This window comes from Kribbella flavida DSM 17836 (assembly GCF_000024345.1).
Classification (GTDB): Bacteria; Actinomycetota; Actinomycetes; order Propionibacteriales; family Kribbellaceae; genus Kribbella; species Kribbella flavida.
Genome location: NC_013729.1, coordinates 2,393,674 through 2,412,690, shown reverse-complemented (window position 1 = coordinate 2,412,690; position 19,017 = coordinate 2,393,674). Strand labels below are relative to the sequence as shown.

The following is a 19,017-nucleotide window of genomic DNA, read 5'->3' as shown; positions in this document are numbered from 1 at the left end:
TCAGACGACCGACAGCGGCATCAGCTTCTTGCCGGTGGGGCCGATCTGGATCTCGGTGCCCATCTGCGGGCAGACGCCGCAGTCGAAGCAAGGGGTCCAGCGGCAGTCCTCGACCTCGATCGCGCCGTCCTCCTCGAGCGCGTCCTGCCAGTCCTCCCAGAGCCAGTCCCGGTCCAGGCCGGAGTCCAGGTGGTCCCAGGGCAGCACCTCGGCGTACTCGCGCTCGCGGGTGGTGTACCAGGCGAGGTCGACCGGCTCGTCGGCCAGCGCCTGCTCCGCGCAGGCGATCCACCGCTCGTAGGAGAAGTGCTCGCTCCAGCCGTCGAACCGGCCGCCGTCGCGCCAGACCGCCTCGATGATCCGGCCGACCCGGCGGTCGCCGCGGGACAGCAGGCCCTCGATGATGCCGGGCTTGCCGTCGTGGTACCGGAAGCCGATCGCCTTGGCGTACTTCTTGTCCGACCGGATCGCCGCCCCCAGCTTGGCCAGCCGGGCGTCGGTCTCCTCGACGCCGAGCTGCGCGGTCCACTGGAACGGCGTGTGCGGCTTCGGCACGAACCCGCCGATCGACACCGTGCAGCGGATGTCGTTGCGCCCGGACACCTCGCGGCCGGTGGCGATCACCCGCTTGGCCAGGTCCGCGATCGCCAGCACGTCCTCGTCGGTCTCGGTCGGCAGCCCGCACATGAAGTACAGCTTCACCTGCCGCCAGCCGTGGCTGTACGCCGCCGCGACGGTACGGATCAGGTCCTCCTCGCTGACCATCTTGTTGATCACCTTGCGCATCCGGTCCGAGCCGCCCTCCGGGGCGAAGGTCAGACCGCTGCGCCGGCCGTTGCGGGAGAACTCGTTGGCCAGCGTGATGTTGAACGCGTCGACCCGGGTGGACGGCAGCGACAGCGACACGTTGCTGCCCTCGTACCGGTCGCCGAGGCCCTTCGCGACGTCGGCGATCTCGCTGTGGTCGGCGGAGCTCAGGCTGAGCAGGCCCACCTCCTCGAACCCGGACTGCTTCAGCCCGTTCTCGACCATGTCGCCGATCGTGGTGATGCTGCGCTCGCGCACCGGCCGGGTGATCATGCCGGCCTGGCAGAACCGGCAGCCCCGGGTGCAGCCGCGGAAGATCTCCACCGAGTACCGCTCGTGCACGGTCTCGGCCAGCGGAACCAGCGGCTTCTTCGGGTACGGCCAGGCGTCCAGGTCCATCACGGTGTGCTTCGCGGTCCGCCACGGCACGCCCGGCCGGTTCGGCGCGACCCGCTGGATCCGGCCGTCGGGCAGGTACTCGACGGTGAAGAACTTCGGGATGTAGACGCCGCCGGACTTGGCCAGCCGCAGCAGCACCTCGTCCCGGCCGCCCGGACGGCCCTCGTCCTTCCACTCCCGGATCACCTCGGAGATCGCCAGCACGATCTCCTCACCGTCACCGAGCACCGCCGCGTCGATGAAGTCCGCGATCGGCTCGGGGTTGAACGCGGCGTGCCCGCCGGCGAGCACGATCGGGTCGTTCTCGCCGCGGTCCACGGCGTACAGCGGGATGCCGGCCAGGTCGAGCGCGGTCAGCATGTTCGTGTAGCCGAGCTCGGTGGAGAACGACAGCCCGAACACGTCGAAGGCGCGGACCGGCCGGTGGCTGTCCAGCGTGAACTGCGGGATGCCGTTGTCCCGCATCACCTTCTCCATGTCCGGCCAGACCGAGTAGGTCCGCTCGGCGAGCAGGTGCTCCCGCTCGTTCAGCACCTCGTACAGGATCTGGACGCCCTGGTTGGGCAGCCCGACCTCGTAGGCGTCCGGGTACATCAGCGCCCACCGGACGCTGACCGAGTCCCAGTCCTTGCTGACCGAGTTCAACTCACCGCCCACGTACTGGATCGGCTTCTGCACACCCGGCAGCACCGGCTCCAGGCGGGGGAACAGCGATTCGACAGTCATCAGATACTTCCGCTACGGGGGACAGACCGCCTACCAGCCTAACGCCGCCCGCCCTGCTCCCCCGCATCCACCCGACTACGTCAGTCGGCGACTGCCTGTGATCAGCCGAGGTGGGTCAGCAGCAGGGGGTTGACGGTGTCGGGGTGGGACCAGGTGACCAGGTGGGCGGCGCCGGGAAGGATCTCGAGGTGCGCGCCCGGGATCTGGGTGGCCAGAGGGACGACGGTTTCCGGTGGCACGGAGGCGTCGGACTCTGCGGTGACCAGGAGGACCGGGGCGGTGATCGAGCCCAGGTCCGGGGTGAGGTCGAGGGCGCTGAGGGCCTCGCAGCAGGCGGCGTAGCCCTCGGCGGGAGTGGCAAGCAGTTGCTGCCGGATCAGGTCGACCTCGTCCGGGTGCGCCTCGGCGTACTCGGGCAGGAACCAGCGGCCGAGCGTCGCCTCGGTGATCGACTGGGTGCCCTCGGCACGGACCTGAGCCGCCCGGTCGATCCAGGTCTGGGCGTTGGCCGCGGGGTTGACTGGCGGGCAGAGCAGCGCGAAGCGGTGGAAGCGGTCCGGCGCGTTCTGCGCGAGCCAGAGGCCGACGGCGCCGCCGAGCGAGATGCCGACGTACGACGCCTGCTCGGCACCGAGCTCGTCGAGCAGCTCCAGCACGTCGCCGCCGAGGTCGTCGATCGTGTACGGGCCGGGCGGCGCCTCGGACGCGCCGTGCCCGCGGTGGTCGAAAGCGACGACCCGGAAGTGGTCGGACAGGGCGTCGAGCTGCGGCGCCCACATCGCGTGGTTGGTGCCCAGCGACGACGCCAGCAGCACCACGGGAGCATCCTCGGGACCGGTTGCCTGGTAGTTGAGTCGCATGGGTCCCACCTTAGGGACTGCCGGCTGGTCGCGGGCAGGTCTGCCGCGTCGGATCCCACGGGGCGGCGTACGGCGCAGTGCTAGCGTCCGCGGCATGTCGAAGGGTGTCCCGGGTCTGGATGGCGTCGTCGAGCTGGCCGCGGTGGTGCGCAGCGGGTTCGTGGAGAGCCGGCACTTCGGGATGGCGGTGGTGCTGGATCCCGAGGGCAGGCAGCTGTACGCCGCGGGCGATGCGGAGGCGGTGATCCTGCCCCGGTCGACGGCCAAACCGCTGCAGGCGGTCGGCTGCCTCGTCGCCGGCGCCACCTTGGACGAGCGAGCTACGGCGATCGCCGCCGGCAGCCACACCGGCGAGGACCAGCACGTCGCGCTGGTCGACCGGATGCTCTCGTCGGCGGGTCTCGACCGCTCAGCCCTCCGGTGTCCGCCCGACCGCCCGGAGGACGAGCCGACCCGCTTCCGCTTGATTGCCGAGGGCATCGGTCCGGAGGCGGTCCGGATGAACTGTTCCGGCAAGCACGCGGCCATGCTGCTGGCTGCCGTCGCCGGCCATTCCGCCGGGGCGGACGCTGACCCGGCGGCCGGCTATCTGGAGCCTTCGGCGCCGGTGCAGCGAGTCATCCAGGCGGAGATCGAGAGGTTGACCGCGGCAACCATTGATGTCGTCACCGTCGACGGCTGCGGAGCTCCCCTGCTCGGTATGCCGTTGTCCGGCCTCGCCCTTGCCTTCGGCCGTCTCGCCACCGCGTCGCCCGGCAGCCCGGAGCACCAGGTCGCCGCCGCGATGCGTGCCTACCCGCAACTCGTCGGCGGCCGCGGTCACCTGAACACCGACACCATGCGCCTCCTGCCCGGCGTTCTCGCCAAGGGCGGAGCCGAAGGTGTGATCGCCATGGCCGCGCCGGACGGTCACGCGGTGGCGGTCAAGGTCATCGACGGGAACCCCCGGGCGACGACCGCCCTGGCCCTCACGCTGCTCGCGAAGTGCGGAGTGGACGTCACGCCTGCCGCCGAACTGCGGCACGTCCAGGTCCTCGGCGGAGGACGTTCGGTGGGGCGGATCGTCCCTGCCATCTAGCCAGGCACCGACGGTCGAGGCCTACGGCCACGTGGTGGTGACCTCCGCGGTGGACCGGAGGGCGGCCAGAGACTCGGCTGCTTGGTCGAAGGCGTTCCTGGCCGCCGCGGACAGCGGGCGGAACGGGGAGAACGTGACCTGGAGGCGGTTGTCGGTGAGGCGGTGGCGCCAGGTGCCGACGATCTCGCCGTCGAGCAGGAGGGCGCCAGGATTCGCGACCGCCCGCCACAACTCGCGCTGATACTCGCGGTCGGGCACGACCAGTGAGCGCTCCCCCAGCAGGTACGCGTCGGAGGGCGGCAGCAGCTTCGCCGTACTCGGCAGGCGGCCGTCCAGCAGCGATTCGAGGTCGGCGGTGAGGGCCCAGCGTCGCTTCCCCTCGATCCGGCAGGCGGTCAGCTCCTCGGCGAGCAGGCTCCACGCCTCCTTGACGGCGCCGGCTTTGTAGTCGAGCCAGGTCGCGACCTCCGCCGGGCTGGTCACGCCGACCAGATGCACGTAGCGCCGGAACAACTCGGCCCGGGCCGTATCCCGATCCGCTGACGGCTGCGCTCCCGCAGATCGGAACACCGTCGGAGTCGCCTGCGCGTCCAGCTCGAACCCGGCCTGCAAGGTCGCCTTCCGGAACAGCCTTTCCCGGACATGAACCGACTGGCACCGCTCACACCACGCCCGCACGCCGTCCGACACCCGGCCGTTCAGCTCTTCACTCAAGTCCGGCCGTGACACCGCGTCGCCACGAACCACCTCGCGCATCGCCGCGGCGACCTCGTCGACCTCGGCGCCTTCCTGCGCGTCGAGCGGGTACAAAGCGGCGGCCAGCAGCGGCAGGTCGGTCCGCCTCACCACGTACGGCGCGCCGCGGGCAGCCATCACCACGGCGACCGGTCCGCCCGGCTCGAACAGAGCGGTCACCGTGTCCGACGACTGCTGCGTTCTCGCGGCGAGTCCGATCGCGCCCGAACCCGGCGGAGTGTTCTGCAGGCCGAGACCCAGGAGTGGGGTGTCTTGTGTCCGGCGAGCAGGCTCGGCCAGTGCCTGGACCACCGCGCGGTGCCCCAGAACCTGCTCCCGGCGCAGTTCCGGCGTCTCCATACGGGCACTGTACGAAGGGCCTCCGACAGTTCGCGCGGCCTTCGGGTGCCGATGTCAGCGGTAGAGCGCCAGTGCTCCGGTCAGCGAGTCCACCGCCGCGCGCGGCCCGTAGATGCCGAGCCCGAAGTACTCCAGGTCCTCGGCCTTCGTACCGCCGATCGTCGCCGCGAACTGCTCGTACGTCCGGGACTGCTGAGCCACCTGGTTCATGTCGTGCACGGTGACGCCGCCGCGAGAGGCGGCGGCGTCGCGGAGCTCGCGCAGGCGGTCAGCCGGCGCCCGCAGTACCGGAATCGGGTGAGCGCACATGCCGGTGTGCACGGCTCCGGACGCGTCGGTCACGGACGGGCCGACGACGTCGTCGTGGTGATGCCCGAGCGCGACGCCGAGCAGTGCGGCGGTGTTGAGCGCGACACCGACCGGCGCCTCGGCGGCGACGACGACCACCATCTTGTTCGCCAGCATGGCCTGATTCCCTTTCGTGTGCCCGATACAACGCCCAGAAAGCTAGCCAATCGATCAGTCTGGTGAACGCCGGACCGAACGAAATTCGGCGTACGGGGCAAACTGGTCGGCATGGACGAACTTGATACGGCTCTGCTCCGGATGCTGCAGAACGACGCGCGCCGTACCAACCGCGACATGGCCGCCGAGCTCGGCATCGCGCCGTCGACCTGCCTGGAGCGGATCCGCGGCTTGCGGGACCGCGGCGTGATCAGCGGCTACCACGCGGCCGTCGACCTGCAGGCGATCGACCGGTCCACGCAGGCGATCATCTCGATCAAGCTGCGCCCGCAGGCGATGGCGGTCGCAACCGCGTTCCAGGACTACGTGCAGAGCCTGCCGCAGACGCTGGAGATGTTCATGGTGTCGGGCGCCTCGGACTTCCTGGCCCACGTCGCGGTCAAGGACACCCAGGCGCTGCGCGATCTCGTCCTGCACCTGGCCAAGCGGCAGGAGATCGGTGACATCCGCAGCTCGGTCGTGTTCGAGCACCACCGCCGCACCACCGTGATGCCGCTCAGCTGATGGCCTCCCCCTGTACGCCGCACGCCGGCTTCCGGTACGCCGTACGAGGTCAGGCGAGGACCGCGACGGCCTCGATCTCGATCTCGACCAGCAGTCCCGGTTCGGCCAGTGCCGCGACGCCGATCCCGGTGAACGGTGGGACAGGGCTGACTCCCAGCTTGGCGAACGCGCGGGCGGCGCCGGCGAGGAAGTCCGGCATCTTGTCCGGGGTCCAGTCGACCAGGTACGCGGTCAGCTTCGCCACGTCGTCGAAGGTGGCGCCGGCCTGATCGAGCGCGGTGCCGAGGTTCAGGTACACCTGCTCCACCTGGGCGGCGAGGTCTCCTGCACCGACCAGCGTTCCGTCGGCGTCCCAGGCGACCTGGCCGGCCACGTAGATCTGCCGGGAGCCGGTCGCGACCGACACCTGCCGGTACAGGTCGATCTCGGGCAGTCCGGCGGGGTTCATCACGGTGATGGGCATCTACTGACCTTCCTAACTCTCTTGTGGTTACTCAGGAACTGTAGGAGAGTGTGGAGCGCCAGGGAAGAACGCACTTTTCAGTGACCGGGGAACCAGATGGTGATCAAGCAGTACAGCGGCGCCCCCGAGGACGCCGATCTCACCCGCGCGGACTCGCTGGCGCGGGAGATCTTCTCCGACATCGCCAACAAGTGGGCGTTCCTGATCATCGAACTGCTGGACGACCGCACGCTGCGGTTCAGCGAACTGCGCCGGGAGGTCGAGGGCATCAGCCACAAGATGCTCACCCAGAACCTGCGCATGCTGGAGCGGTACGGCCTGGTCGAGCGGTGCGTCCACCCGACCGTGCCCCCGCGCGTCGAGTACACGCTCACCGAACCGGGCCGCGCCCTGCGCGAGACCGTCAGCGGGATGTGCGACTGGACCCATCAGTACCTCGGCCACATCGAGGCCGCCCGCCGCCGGTTCGACGGCTGACCGGACGAGTTTCCGGCTGACGGTCAGACCTGGTGGGACCGGAGGTGGATGTTCTGCAGCAGGCCGATGGCCAGCAGGCCGGCGAACATCGAGGACCCGCCGTAGGAGACGAACGGCAGCGGCAGGCCGGTGACGGGCATGATGCCGAGCGTCATGCCGATGTTCTCGAAGGCCTGGAAGGCGAACCAGCAGACGACGCCGGTGGCGACCAGGCGACCGAACGCGTCGCGGGCGTTGACGGCGATGCGCAGCCCACGCCACAGGATCAGCACGAACAGCGCGATGATCGCGCCGGCGCCGATCAGGCCGAGCTCCTCGCCGGCGACGGTGAAGACGAAGTCGGTGTGCTGCTCGGGCACGAAGGCGTTCTGGGTCTGCGAGCCGTGGAACAGACCCTGGCCGAAGACGCCGCCGTTGCCGATCGCGATCCGGGCCTGGTTGACGTTGTAGCCGATGCCCTGCGGGTCCTGGGACGGGTCGGCGAACGCGACGAAGCGCGCCAGCTGGTACTCCTTGAGCACGTTGAACTGGATCGCCAGCGCCGCGATCACGGTGCCCGCGCTGACCAGGCCGAGCATCCAGCGCTTCGGCACACCGGACACCGCGATGATGCCGAACACGATCGAGCCGAGCACCATCACCGTGCCGAGGTCGGGCTGCAGCATCACCAGCACCACCAGCACCGCGGCGACGCCGATCGCCTGCGCGACGTCGACGGTCCGGGCGCTCTCCCGGTGGTTGGTCTCGCCCTTCTCGGCGATCAGCAGCGCCATGCCGACGATCACCGCGAGCTTGGCGAACTCGCTCGGCTGGACCGACAGCCAGGGCAGCTCGATCCACGACCGGGAGCCGTTGATCACCGCACCCACGCCCGGGACCAGGACCAGGATCAGCCCGACCAGCGACGCGACGTACAGCAGTGGGGCGAAGATGCGGACCCGGCGGTGCTCGGTGAGCGCCGCGCCGACGGCGAGCACGGAACCGATGGCGAAGTTCAGCGCGTGCCGGACCAGGTAGGCGTGCTCGTTGCCGCCGGTGAGCGAGCTGCGCTGGTGGGTCGCGGACCAGATCAGCAACGCGCCGATCGCGGCCAGCGCGACCACCCCGAGGACAAGCACCCAGTCGGCCTGCCACAGAGCCGAGCGGCGGTCCAGCCGGGCCCGGACCGCAGGCATCCCGGTCAACAGGCTCATGGCGTCGCCTGCTTCGCCGGCGGTGCCGCGGGTTTGAGGTTGTAGAGGGCTTCGTAGATGCGCCGCACGGCCGTACCCGACGCGCCCGAACCGGTTCCGGCCTGGCTGATCATCATCACCACGGCGTAGCGGTCGGTGTAGGACGCGAGCCACGAGGTGGTCTGCTTGCCGTAGACCTCGGCCGTACCGGTCTTGGCGCGGACCGGAACCCGGTCGAGCGGGAAGCCGTTGAACTTCCAGGCCGCCGTCCCCGTCCGGACTGTCTCCTGCAGCGCGCGATCGATGTACCGCAAGGTCGTCGCCGGCACCGGCAGCCGGGCGGAGATCTTGGCCGGCACCGGCTGGACCTTGCCGTTCGGCCCGACCAGCTTCTTGGCCACCCGGGGCTCCCAGAGAATGCCGCCGTTCGACAGCGCGGAGTAGACCGTGGCCAGCTGCACCGGGGTGAGGGTGGTGTCGCCCTGGCCGATCGCGAAGTTCACCGCGTCACCCGCGCGGTAGCGGTAGCCGTCGACGCAGAACTCCCGGGAGAACTGCTTCAGGAACGCCGACGTGCCGGCCGGCGGCCGCTCGGCGAGCTTGCAGTAGTAGTCCTTCTGGGCGTCGTAGTACTGCTTCTTCCACTTCCGGTCGGCGATCCGGCCGGCCGCCTCGCCGGGCAGGTCCACCCCGGTCGGCCGGCCCAGCCCGAACTTCTTCGCCATCTCCACCAGAGGGTCGAAGGCGTCGATGTTGCTGGAGTCGCCGCCCTCCTTCAGCCACAGGTCGTACGCGATCCGGTAGAAGAAGGTGTCGCAGGACAGCGCCAGCGCCTCGTCGAAGCCGATCATGCCGTAGGAGGCGGACTCGTAGTTCTTGAACTTGCGGTCACCGACCTCGAAGAACGACGTGCAGTCCAGCCGGGTCTTCGGGCCGTACCCCGCGCCCATCGCGGCCGCCGTGGTGATCGGCTTGAACGTCGACCCGGGCGCGAGCTGACCCTGCAACGCGCGGGACAGCAGCGGCGTGCCCGACGCCGGCGAGTAGAGCGCGTCCAGCTCCCGCTGCGAGATTCCACCGACCCAGACGCGCGGGTCGTACGTCGGGTAGCTGGCCATCGCGACGACCTGACCGGTCTTGGTGTCCATCACCACGGCTGCCCCGGAGTCCGCGACGTAGTTGCGCTTGGTGATCTTGTCGTACTGCTTGCGGGCGGTCAGGATCGCGCTGCGCAGCTCCTTCTCGACCGCCGCCTGGATCCGGGCGTCGATGCTGGTCACCAGGGTCGCGCCCGGCACCGGCGAGGTCTGCTTCTCCACGCCGGTGGTGTAACCGATCGCGTCGACGACGACGTTCTTGACGCCGGGCGTGCCGCGCAGCATCGCGTCGTACGTCCGCTCGAGCCCGGCGCGGCCGACCAGGTCGGAACGGTGCGGGACGGAGTCCTGGCCGGACTTGTCCAGCTCGTCCAGCTCGGAAGTGGTGATCGGCGAGAGGTAGCCGACGACGTGCGCCGCGTTCACCCCGTACGGCGCCGGGTACGCGCGCAGGGTGGCCGACTCGGCGCCGACGCCCGGGAAGTCCTCCCGGCGCTCCATCACCTCGATCGCGACCTGCGCGCTGACGTCCTTCGCGACCGGGATCGGCTGGTACGGCGTACCGTTCCAGCAGGCGGGTGGCTTGGACGCCCCGGGCTCACCGCACAGCATCGTGCGCGCCCGCAGGTCGGCCGGCTTCTGGCCGAGCACCTTCGCGAGCCGGTCCAGCATCGCCTGCTGCTGCGCGTCGGGCAGCTTCGCGAGCACCGACCGGTCGACCGTGATCACCAGCGACACCCGGTTGCCGACCAGCGTGCGGCCGGCGGCGTCGACGACGGCACCCCGCGGCGCCGGGATCAGCACCTCGCGGGTGTGGTTCTTCGTGGCGGCCTGGGAGTAGTCCTCCGACGACAGGACCTGCATGTACCAGAGGCGGGCGAACAGGGTGAGGAACAGGGAGAAGACCAGCACCCCGATGACGAACAGCCGCAGACGCGCCTGGAGCGGGGCCGGGTCGAAGCTGCCGGAGCTCATGACAGCACCCGGCGGCGCTCCCGGGCCGGCAGCAGCCGGCGCATCGTCCAGAGCACGAGCGGAATCACCACGATCGCGGCGACCACGTCGTACCCGGCGGCGATGCCGAGGCGGACGCCGAACTGGCTCCAGTCGACGGTCGGGTCGTGCAGCACCGCGCCGGTGGCGGAGTACACCAGCAGGGACAGCGCGGCGGAGAGCACCACGGTGCCGGCGGCACCGACCGGGCCGACCGGCGCGGCCGAGGCTTCGCGCCGGATCATGCCTGCCAGGTAGCCGCTCAGGGCGAGCGCGAGCGCCCACCGGCCGGCCGTGTGGTCCGCGGGCGGCACGATGTCGAGCAGCAGTCCGCCGGCGAACCCGGTGATCGCGCCCCACTCCGGCCCGCGGGCCAGGGCCAGGCCGACCACGACGATCAGCACCAGGTCGCACGTCACTCCGGCGACGGCCAGGTGCGGCAGGATCGAGGTCTGCACGGTGACCGCGAGGATCAGGAACAGCGCGGCCAGCCCGTACCGGAGGGGGATCATCTCACCGCTCCTGCGCCGGCGTGAGCACGGCGCGGGGCGCCCGGGCCGGTGGACCGGTGACCACGCCGACGGTGTCGATCCGGGTCGGGTCGACGAACGGCTTCACCGTGGCGGTGGTGCCCAGCGCGCCCGGACTCGGCGTGACCGACGTGATCGTGCCGATCGGCACGCCCGGCACGTACGGCGCGTTGCCGCGCGATCCCCAGGTGACGATCCGGTCGCCGGCCTTGGGCCGGGCCCGCTGGTCGACCAGCCGGTAGTCGAGCGTGCCGCCGGGTTCACCGCGGCCGGAGACGAAGCCGAGCGCCAGCGTCGAGTTCAGCCGGCCGCCGACGGTGGAGTTGCGGTCGCCGATCAGCAGCACCGTGGCGGTCGCGTCGGTGGCCCGCACGACGCGACCCACCAGCCCGTCCCCGTTCAGTACTGTCATGTCCGGCCGCACTCCGTCCGCCGTTCCGGCATCGATGGTCACTGTGTGGTGAAAGCTCTGCGCGGCCCCGATCCCGATCACCCGGGCCGGCGTCATCGTGAACGCCGGAGCCAGCTTCAGCAGGCGGTCCAGCTCGGCGGCGCGCTTGCGGGCGTAGTCGGTGGTCCGGAGCTCACTGGTGAGTTTCGCGTTGTCCGCTTGGAGTTTTTCGTTCTCTGCTTGCAATCTATCCAGTTCGGCGAACCGGTCGCGGAGGTTGTCCACAGGTTGCCGGGCCGACGTCGCGCCGGACTCCAACGGGCCGAAAACCGCCGCGGCGGCGTGCCGGAGCGGCTCCACGGGTGAGCTGACCGAGCGGCGCGCGTCCAGCACGATCAGCGTGCAGGCGGCCAGCACCACCAGCGCCAGCACGGTCCGGCGGCGGCGGATCTCGCGCGGCAGCCCGGCCGAACGGACCAGGCCTCTCGCGGGGGTGCCGAGGTCTTTGAGCATGGTGAAGGCCTCAGCGGCCGTCGGTGACGAGGATGCGGTTCAGCGTCTCGATGTTGTCGACGCACTTGCCGGCGCCGAGCACCACCGCGTCCAACGGGTTCTCGGCGACGTGGATCGGGATGCCGGTCTCGTGCCGGAGCCGCTCGTCCATGCCCTTCAGCAGGGCGCCGCCGCCGGTCAGCACGATGCCGCGGTCGACGATGTCGCCGGCCAGCTCGGGCGGAGTCTTGTCCAGGGTGGCCTTGACCGCGTCGACGATCGCGGTGATCGGCTCCTCGATCGCCTGCCGGATGCTCGCCGAGGAGACCTTCACGGTGCGCGGCAGGCCGGACACCATGTCCCGGCCGCGGATCTCGGAGTCCGGACCGTCGGCGGTCGGGAAGGCCGAGCCGATGGTCATCTTGATCTGCTCGGAGGTGGCTTCGCCGAGCATCAGCGAGAACTCCTTCTTGCAGTAGCTCACCACCGCCTTGTCGATGGCGTCGCCGGCCACCCGGATCGACTGGCTGGTGACGATGCCACCGAACGAGATCACCGCCACCTCGGTGGTGCCGCCGCCGATGTCGACCACCATGTTGCCGGTGGCGTCGCGAACCTCGAGGTTCGAGCCGAGCGCGGCGGCCATCGGCTCCTCGATGATGTAGACCTTGCGGGCGCCGGCCATGTAGCCGGCGTCGCGGACCGCACGCTGCTCGACCGCGGTGATGCCCGACGGCACGCAGACCACGATCCGCGGCTTGGCGAAGTACCGGCGCCGGTGCACCCGCTGGATGAAGTAGCGCAGCATCTGCTCGGCGGCGTCGAAGTCGGCGATCACGCCGTCCTTGAGCGGCCGGATCGCGGTGATGTTGCCCGGCGTCCGGCCGATCATCTTCTTCGCCTCGTGCCCGAACGCGACCGCCTCGCGCGGCTCGTCGGTCCGGATCGCGACCACGGAGGGCTCGTTGAGCACCACGCCGCGGCCCCGCACGTAGACCAGGGTGTTCGCCGTGCCGAGGTCGACCGCCATGTCGCGGCCGAGCATGCTGTTCGCCATCGCAGGCGCCCCTCCCGCTGCTCGGGTCCCGGGATCACAGGCTAAGCGCGGACCAGGCGCCACCCGGGGACCGACACGACTCCGTCCGTCCGGAACAGAGTGTATCGGTCCCCTTACGGAGTGAAGTCAGACACTCCGCAGCTTCCGCAAGCTCATGTCAGGGCCTTGCGCGCCCGCCGAGGTGCCGCAACGGCAGCTACCGTCCCGCCAGAAGTAAGCCTGCTGAAACGGTCCAGGCTTCGTCGAACACGCGGATCACATTCGCCGGGTCTCCCTGAGGCCGGCGATTGAGAGTTGCCACAGCTGTCATCCAGTCGGTTGATTTCGTCACACCGCCAATTCCCATGTTGTAGCCGACCCGGATGGATTGCTCCCGGCTGACGTACCTGTTCATCGGACTGGCACTCCTCGTCTTGTTCAACCGGTCCTCGAGAAATCCGATGTAATAAGCGGCGGCCTTGACAGACCGATGGATGTTGCCTCGGTCGGTCAGCCCGCGAGTGTCCCGCAGTCCGTAATCGATCGCCCCGCCGGAGAACTTCTGCGCGCGCAGGAACGCGTCCAGCTGCATGTTCGCCAAGCCGACGCTCTGGACGTAGATGTTGTTGTCATCCTTCACACCGGCGTGGTCATCCCCGCTTTCGGTGATGAGGATGGCCAGCAACAATTGCGGATCCACCCCCGCCTCGTTGGCGTACTGGGTGAGTTTGGCGAGGAAGTCGGGAGTCATGTTGTCGCCGAGCCACTCCTTGACGATGTTCTTCCCGGACGCTGTGGTGCAGCGACCGATCGAACACAGATTCATGGTGCGGGGAACTACTCGCGCGGAGTTACGCTTCGCGGCCTGGCAGCCGGACCTGTCCCCCTTGCAGGAGGCACCGAAGTCGTTGAACCTGGCGCGGGATGCCGGCGGCTTCGGCTTCGACTTCTTCTTCGACGCCGCATTGTTGACGGCTGCCTGGTTGCTGTAGGAGCGGCCGCTGTCGCCCTCGAAGAGCAGGAGGCCGTCGGGATCGGTGAAGGTGGCTGGGCTGTTGTTGGCATAGGCGTAGGGGTTGAGTTGCTGGGGGTCTTCGGGGTCGATGACGGGATCGACCGACAGGAAGCGGCCGAGTTCGGCGTCGTACTCGCGGGCGCCGAGGCGGGTGAGGCCGGTACCGGGGTTGGGGGTGCCGCCGACGAAGGCCCGGGTGCCCCCGGTCCAGCCGGTGCTGGTGCCGCGGGGGTTGCCGAAAAGGTCGAAGCGGCGTGGGGTCACCTTCTGGGTGGCGTCGGTGATGCCGAGCTGGGCGGTGCCGTGGCGGTCGGCAACGGTCCAGGTGAAGCCGGCGGCGGTGCGGGTGCCGATGCCGTCGTAGTAGCGGGTCCCCTGGGCGGCGCCGGTCGCGGTGGTGACGGTCAGTTCGCCGCTGCCGACGAACAGGGTCGCCGAGCCCTCGTCCTGACGGATCAACTGGTTGCCGTCGGCGTCGTACAGGTACTTCGTGTCGCCGACGGAGGCCAGCAGACCCTCGTCGTCCCAGGTGAGCGTCTGCGGAGTGCCGGCCGGACCGGGCCGGCTGACCGTGTTACCCGCCTCGTCGTAGCTGATCTGGGCCGCGGTGGAGCCGGTGGTCACCGACGTCACCGCGTGGGGCCGGTCCACGCCGTCGCCAGCGGTCGGGTAGGTGTAGGTGGTGACCGCATCGGCTGCTCCGCCGACTCCCTTGTCGACGAGCTTGGTCCGGTTGCCGATCAGGTCGTAGCTGAACTCCTGCCAGTACGGCGCCGGGCCCCCGACGACAGAGCTCGATGGCGCGGCGGCGCACTCGTCCGTCGCCGTCCATGCGGCCTTGGTGCGCCGAAGATGGTCGTAGCGGTAGCACTGCGTGTCGGTCGGAACGCCCGGAATCGCCTCGCTGCTCCGGAGCACGTTGCCTGTCTGGTCGTACCTGTACGTCAGCATGTCCAGCAGGACCGAGCCGTTCAGCTCCTTGTCGGTCCTGACTTCGGCCAGCCGGCCAGTGCCCTCCTCGTACGTCATCGTCCGCCAGTACCTCCGGGCGTCCGCACCCAGCTCGAGCTGCGTCACCTGGCCGAGACCGGTGTACTCCGTGTCCGTGACGTAGGGCAGCAGACCGGTCGTCGTGTCCGGCAGCCCGTGGTCGTCGTACTGGAAGGCGATGCTCTCCGCAGCCAAGTCTCCCAGCTTCGGGAGCCGGGTCGACTTCGCACTGCCGTCGGCGGCATAGCTGACGGTCGTCTCATAGCTGCCGGCGAGCGGACCGGTCGGGACGGTGACCTTCTCCCCTGTCGGGAGCCCGGCAAGGTTGTAGCCGGTCACCGCTCGCACGTAGGTGTCCGTGCCGACGTGGCGGGTCGAAGCCGTCAGCGAGCCCTTGGACAGAGTGTCGTAGAGCCAGCTGGCCACGGCCGTGCCGGAGCCGAGCTTCGCCTCCACTCGGCGACCGAGGTCGTCGTACGTCGAGGTCAGGACCCGCCCGCGGGCATCCTTCGTGCTCACCAGCTGACCGGCGTCGTCGTACGTGAGCTCGGTGATCCCCTTGTCGGGGTCGTCCGCGCGCACCTTCCGGCCGAGCACGTCGTACCCGTACCGCCAGCTGTTGCCGGCGGCATCAGTGATCCGAGACAGGTCGCCACGCTTGGTGTACCCGTACGTCGTGCTGTCGGCCTCGCTCGTGGTCGTCCGACCCTGGTACTGCAGCCTGGCGGTCACCCGGCCACGCGCGTCCGAGACCGTGGTGGTCAGCGTGCCGCCCTCCGGGGGCAGCACAGTGACCCGGTCGCCGCCGTACGTCGTGGAGGTCGTCCACTGCGCCACGTTGAACTTGGCGTACGTCTCGGTGACGGTCCTCTCGGCGCCGTCGTACGTGAGCACCATCGCCGTCGGTACCGCCCCGGCATCCGGCATGTACAACGTCGTGCCGGGTGACGAGTCCGCGTTGTAGTAGCCCGGCCGCCTGACCGACGTCAGGCCGCGGCTGTTGTACAGCACGTCCGCCAGGATGCGGCCGCCCGCTGGACTCGGCGCCTGCGTCTGCCGCTCGCGCAGGAATCCGTCGAACAGGCTGTACGACGCCACCTGGTTGTCGTTGGCCTTCAGCGTGAGCGTCTTGATCCAGTTCGGCCCACCGCTCTGGCGTACGCCGTACTCGTAGTGCAGGTGCGGTGTCTGCAGCACGACGTCCCGGCCGGGCTTCCAGACCTTGGTCAGGCGACCGAGCGCGTCGTAGCGCAGGGTCGTGCTGCGCAGGTTGGCGTCGACCTGCTTGACCGGTAAGCCCCAGGACGGCGTCAGGGTCTCCGTGCTGACGTGGCCGAGTGGGTTCGTGCGCTTGACCTGGGTAGTGAGCCCGAAGGTGTCGGTGTACTCGGTCCTGGTCAACCGGTTGAGCGCGTCCCGCTGCTCGATCGGCCGGCCGAAGCCGTCGTACCCGGTCGTGCCGGTCGTGACGTAGCCGGCGACTCCGTCGCTGTACGACTTCGCCTGCTCGGTCCGGGTCGCGTCACCGCGCACGGGCTGCGCTCCGAAGGCGCCGCCGTCGTACGACGTGCGGGTTTCCTCGATCGCGTCGGCCGGCAGAGACGGAGTCGCGCCGCACGCCACCCCGACGGTCCGGTCAGCGCTGGGCAGGCGGACGAGCATGGCCTGGGTGTTGTGCACGTACGTCGTGGTCGTGCACCGGTCGTCCGCGGCGGTCGCCACGTCTCCGAGATCGTTGACCTGCGTCGCGTTGCCGTACTGGTCGTACGTCGTCGAGACTTCGGTCCGGCGCACGCCACCGGCAGCCAGCGGAGTGCGGGTGCGAACCTTGGCGTCCTCGACCTGGTAGGCCTTGTCGCTGCCCTGGGTGGCGGTGAGGCGGGACCACGGGTCGTGGATCTCGGCGTTCACCTCACCGAAGCCGACGCCGTTGTAGGTCACCTGCTCGCGGAGAAAGCCGGCGTACGGCTCGAGGTCGGCCACGGCGGCGCCGGTCGTGTCGACGACGTTCACCGCCTTGCTGCCCCCGGAGGCGAGCCGGTCGCCGTGCATGCCGCGGAAATACTGGTACCGCGTGGCTGAGCGCGGCGCGTCCGGCTCCTGCCGACCGTCTCCCTTCACCACCACGACCTTCTCGTAGCCACGCCACTGCGACCACGTGCGGTACTTCGCCTCGATCAGCGGGTTGTCGTCGTAGGCCCAGGCGGCTGACCCCTCGTAGACGTAGGAGGTCACCACGTCCTTGGCATCGGTGACCAGATCGTGCTCGGTGGTGGACGCCACCACGTACTTGTGGAACCAGTTGTCCCGGGGCTCCAGCTCGGGAGGCAACGTCCACTTGACCGGGTAGCAGCGCTTGCCGTTGTTGTCCGCGGCCGTCGGTACGGCTACCGGTGTGCAGTCCGGGGCGGCGTAGGCGACGGTGATCTCCCCACCCGACTCGGTGGTGACGGAGGTGATCCGCGGCTTGTAGAGCGCCGGCATGCCGTCGGTCGGTGTGTCCACTCGGTTCGGGAGCAGGGTCGGCGTGAACTTGACGGCCGGCAGGCTGACCGGGCTTGCCGTCACGTCGGTGCCGGTGACGAGTCCGCTGTGGCCGATGCTGTCCAGCCACAGACCGGCGGCGGTGCCGTCGCCGGGCGCCAGGTACCTGTGGGCAAAGTTCCACCGCTCCACGTCCGCGTAGCCGCCGCTGCCGGTGGATACCTGGGTGGTCACACTCGCAAGCCGTTTGGCGGACCAAAAGGTCGGCGACACCTTGTCGGGGCAGGTGGCGCTCGCACACTGCAGATCCCACGGCACATCGGGCCAGGCCGGACCAGTGCTCTGCGTGGCACAGTTCTGCCCCGGTACGCAGCGGTCGGCACTGCTGAAGACCACCCGGGCCGGCGCACCGCCGTACGCGGTTGCCTTGGTGGTGCCGTAGTCGATCCGCTGCAGGACACCGCCACGCACGTACGTCGCCTTGGTCGCGCCCAGGTTCTGCCCGTAGGCGTTGGACTCGACGCCGTAGAAATAGCTCATGGTGTTGCCGTGCGGGTCCACGACATGGTCCAAGTTCCACCGGTACGCCTGCTGGCAGGCCGACGCCGCGAAGGTGGCCTGGTGGCACGGTTCGCCGGTGTCGTTGCCGAACACCGGTACTGTCCACGCGGACTGCGCCGTCTCCTTGCCGCTGACCCAGCCGGGCAGCCTGTTCAGGCCGAAGTAGTACTGCGTGCCGTCGGTGGTGGTGATCCGCCAGTACTCCCCGTTGTCGTCGCCGTTCACCGCGCCGGTGAGCTGCTCCACCCTCGTGCCGTCGTCGTCCTTGGGGTGCCAGACGCCGTTGTCCAGCACGAGCTCACCGGACTGTTCGCCGAACGACATCGTGGCGTTGGTGGTCTCCCAGCACAGGTCGCCGGTCTTGGTCTGCCCGTTGTTGCCGCCGAGGTCGATCGCGCACGCCTTGTAGGAGCGCTCGATGAAACCCTGCGACAGGTCCCAGCCTTCCCCCAGCCACGACGACTGGTTGTTGGTGGCGACAGTGCGTCCGTCGGAGGCCTGCGACGAGTACGTTGCCGCCAGGTCCGGAGCCAGTCCACCCGGGACCGGTGGTGTCCGGAACGGGTAGCTCCACGTGAAGCCCCCGCCAGAGTTGGAGACCTGCCACTGAGCGGACGGTGCCAGCGAGGTCGCACGGTAGTCGCCCGTGCTACCGCTGGAAGCGGACGTCACGGTGAAGGTCCGCGCGGTGCCGTCCACCGGCACCTCAGCCGAGACGGTGCCGGCGTCGACGTCGTTGCCGACGGGCTTCACCCGCGGGTCGGGCCGCTCCGGCACGATTGCGAGCCGGGCCGCCCAGTCACCGCCGTACACGTCCTTGAACGCGCTGTAGTCGACAGTGACCCGCACGGTGCCTGCAGCCGGTCGCGCACCGGCCGCGTGGGCGTCGGAGCGGCGGAGGGCGAATCGCAGCTCGCCTTCGCGCCCTGGATGGAGCTGGACCCGTACTTGACCGGGTACGGCGTCACCGGTCGCGCGCGGCGCCCCGATCCGGACGGGCAGCGCGCCGGCCCGGACGGCAGCCGCGCCGGCGCGGGGCACGCTGACATCCGCGGTGCCGGCTGTTGGCCAGGCTGTTCTCGGCATCGGTGTGCTCGGTCGTGGCTTGTCGGGGACCGCCGCCGGCGTGAACGCCTGTCCGGGCACGGACGGGACGCGTTGCGCCGGCGGTGCCACCGACGTTGCCGGAGGGCTTGGCGCGGCCTCGGCCGCCTGGGCCGGCACCGTCAGCGCGATGCTCAACAGTCCCGCGATCACCGGCACCGCGCGGCGGTGCCACTGCGTGCGATGGTGCATTCCTGGCCTCATCTCAGGGTTCGACA

General features: G+C 69.8%; 14 protein-coding genes. 3 read left to right on the top strand and 11 right to left on the bottom strand.

All coding sequences use genetic code 11. The annotated features are described in order from the left end of the window. Nucleotides 1-1,932 carry a TIGR03960 family B12-binding radical SAM protein gene (locus tag KFLA_RS11425; protein ID WP_012919943.1) on the bottom strand — a complete coding sequence of 644 codons (1,932 nt, stop codon included), beginning with the start codon at nucleotides 1,930-1,932 and terminating at the stop codon, nucleotides 1-3. A 101-nt stretch (nucleotides 1,933-2,033) separates the two neighbouring features. Beyond that, nucleotides 2,034-2,792 (bottom strand): 3-oxoadipate enol-lactonase, encoded by a 759-nt coding sequence (gene pcaD, locus KFLA_RS11420; RefSeq protein WP_012919942.1) that lies wholly within the window; start codon nucleotides 2,790-2,792, stop codon nucleotides 2,034-2,036. Between the two features lie 94 nt (nucleotides 2,793-2,886). Between pcaD and KFLA_RS11415 the strand changes: the two genes are divergently transcribed. Further along, a complete protein-coding gene (locus tag KFLA_RS11415; protein ID WP_012919941.1) occupies nucleotides 2,887-3,870 on the top strand; it encodes an asparaginase in 984 nt (327 codons plus the stop codon). Between the two features lie 21 nt (nucleotides 3,871-3,891). Here the strand turns inward: KFLA_RS11415 and KFLA_RS11410 are convergent, their stop codons facing one another. Together KFLA_RS11410 and KFLA_RS11405 are read right to left on the bottom strand one after the other, a co-directional pair. Next, nucleotides 3,892-4,965: a winged helix DNA-binding domain-containing protein gene (locus KFLA_RS11410; protein ID WP_012919940.1), complete on the bottom strand. Its 1,074-nt coding sequence runs from the start codon at nucleotides 4,963-4,965 to the stop codon at nucleotides 3,892-3,894. 54 nt (nucleotides 4,966-5,019) lie between these two features. After that, nucleotides 5,020-5,430, bottom strand: coding sequence for a DUF2000 domain-containing protein (locus tag KFLA_RS11405; protein WP_012919939.1), 411 nt, complete (start codon nucleotides 5,428-5,430; stop codon nucleotides 5,020-5,022). 111 nt (nucleotides 5,431-5,541) lie between these two features. Between KFLA_RS11405 and KFLA_RS11400 the strand changes: the two genes are divergently transcribed. Next, entirely contained in the window at nucleotides 5,542-5,994 is a 453-nt protein-coding gene (locus KFLA_RS11400) for an Lrp/AsnC family transcriptional regulator (RefSeq protein ID WP_012919938.1), read from the top strand. Between the two features lie 49 nt (nucleotides 5,995-6,043). On the opposite strand, the gene KFLA_RS11395 is transcribed toward KFLA_RS11400, so the two are convergent. Then, nucleotides 6,044-6,457, bottom strand: coding sequence for a RidA family protein (locus KFLA_RS11395; RefSeq protein WP_012919937.1), 414 nt, complete (start codon nucleotides 6,455-6,457; stop codon nucleotides 6,044-6,046). Between the two features lie 96 nt (nucleotides 6,458-6,553). On the opposite strand from KFLA_RS11395, the gene KFLA_RS11390 reads away from it, so the two are divergent. Beyond that, nucleotides 6,554-6,934, top strand: a complete 381-nt coding sequence (locus KFLA_RS11390) for a winged helix-turn-helix transcriptional regulator (protein ID WP_012919936.1) — start codon at nucleotides 6,554-6,556, stop codon at nucleotides 6,932-6,934. A 23-nt stretch (nucleotides 6,935-6,957) separates the two neighbouring features. Here KFLA_RS11390 and rodA read toward each other — a convergent pair whose 3' ends face one another. The 6 genes from rodA to KFLA_RS11360 form a co-directional block, all read right to left on the bottom strand. Further along, nucleotides 6,958-8,127 carry a rod shape-determining protein RodA gene (gene rodA, locus KFLA_RS11385; protein ID WP_012919935.1) on the bottom strand — a complete coding sequence of 390 codons (1,170 nt, stop codon included), beginning with the start codon at nucleotides 8,125-8,127 and terminating at the stop codon, nucleotides 6,958-6,960. Continuing rightward, entirely contained in the window at nucleotides 8,124-10,178 is a 2,055-nt protein-coding gene (gene mrdA / locus KFLA_RS11380; RefSeq protein ID WP_012919934.1) for a penicillin-binding protein 2, read from the bottom strand. Before mrdA ends, rodA begins: the two co-directional genes overlap by 4 nt. Beyond that, on the bottom strand, nucleotides 10,175-10,708 hold the full coding sequence (mreD, locus tag KFLA_RS11375; RefSeq protein ID WP_012919933.1) for a rod shape-determining protein MreD: 534 nt from the start codon (nucleotides 10,706-10,708) through the stop codon (nucleotides 10,175-10,177). Before mreD ends, mrdA begins: the two co-directional genes overlap by 4 nt. A gap of 1 nt (nucleotide 10,709) precedes the next feature. After that, the gene (mreC, locus tag KFLA_RS11370) at nucleotides 10,710-11,630 is read right to left on the bottom strand and encodes a rod shape-determining protein MreC (RefSeq protein WP_012919932.1); all 921 of its coding nucleotides are present in this window, start codon (nucleotides 11,628-11,630) and stop codon (nucleotides 10,710-10,712) included. 10 nt (nucleotides 11,631-11,640) lie between these two features. Further along, entirely contained in the window at nucleotides 11,641-12,666 is a 1,026-nt protein-coding gene (locus tag KFLA_RS11365; RefSeq protein WP_012919931.1) for a rod shape-determining protein, read from the bottom strand. 196 nt (nucleotides 12,667-12,862) lie between these two features. After that, on the bottom strand, nucleotides 12,863-18,991 hold the full coding sequence (locus KFLA_RS11360; RefSeq protein ID WP_012919930.1) for an RHS repeat-associated core domain-containing protein: 6,129 nt from the start codon (nucleotides 18,989-18,991) through the stop codon (nucleotides 12,863-12,865). Between the last annotated feature and the right edge of the window lie 26 nt (nucleotides 18,992-19,017).